The organism is Neglectibacter sp. X4 (assembly GCF_009917365.1).
Lineage (GTDB): Bacteria > Bacillota > Clostridia > Oscillospirales > Acutalibacteraceae > Acutalibacter.
Genome location: NZ_QWLE01000244.1, coordinates 1 through 695, shown reverse-complemented (window position 1 = coordinate 695; position 695 = coordinate 1). Strand labels below are relative to the sequence as shown.

The following is a 695-nucleotide window of genomic DNA, read 5'->3' as shown; positions in this document are numbered from 1 at the left end:
TTCAGCGGTGGCAATATCGTTTTTGACCGTTTCATCGGTCGAGTGTCCGCAGACCACCAGCACATGGGAGCGGCGCAAGTAATCTCTGGCGATGTCGATTCCGTCCTTGTGTTCCTGGGGGATTTCATCCTTCAAAAACAGCGGCAGGAACAAAACAGGGCAGACCGGGGAATATCCGGCGTCATACACCTGGCGGCAGTAGCTGGCGGCGTTTGCCGCGTTTTCATGGGGGTTCTTGCTCCAGGGAGCGGTGATATACGCAAGCGGTCGTTTCATAACAGATTCCTTTCTCCCGGCAGTTCCGGGCAGACAAAAACGGCCAGCTTTCAAAAGCCGCCGTACATATCGTGGTTGACCTGTGAGGTGTAATGGTTGCTCATGGTGGTGGGCGCATTGAACAGCACCGTCAGGAGGTACTGTTTCATGTTCCGTACCTCGGTGGTGTTCTTTTGCAGGCAGTCCATGACAAACTCGATGTGGGAGCTGTCCAGCTTCAGGAAGCGGGAACGCACCACCTCATGGGGGAAGTCCGCCCCGGCAATCCGGGTGGTCTTACGCTTCGCGCAGACGGTTTCCACCAGCAGCTCCACAATCTCGTCCAAGTCCTCCCGGTAGGTCCCAAACCGCTGTTTGAGGCAGTCATACTCGATATTCTCCAAAATCAGCTCCCGATAACTTTCCATCTCTGTCAGTGA

Annotated in this window: 2 protein-coding genes; both read right to left on the bottom strand. The window is 55.1% G+C overall.

The window, feature by feature from the left end; translation table 11 throughout:
- The coding region (locus D1841_RS17920; protein WP_166554358.1) for a hypothetical protein at positions 1 to 276 on the bottom strand (276 nt) is incomplete at its 3' end.
- Between the two features lie 50 nt (positions 277 to 326).
- A partial coding sequence (locus D1841_RS17915) for a DUF6017 domain-containing protein (RefSeq protein ID WP_237077189.1) occupies positions 327 to 695 on the bottom strand: 369 nt, incomplete at its 5' end.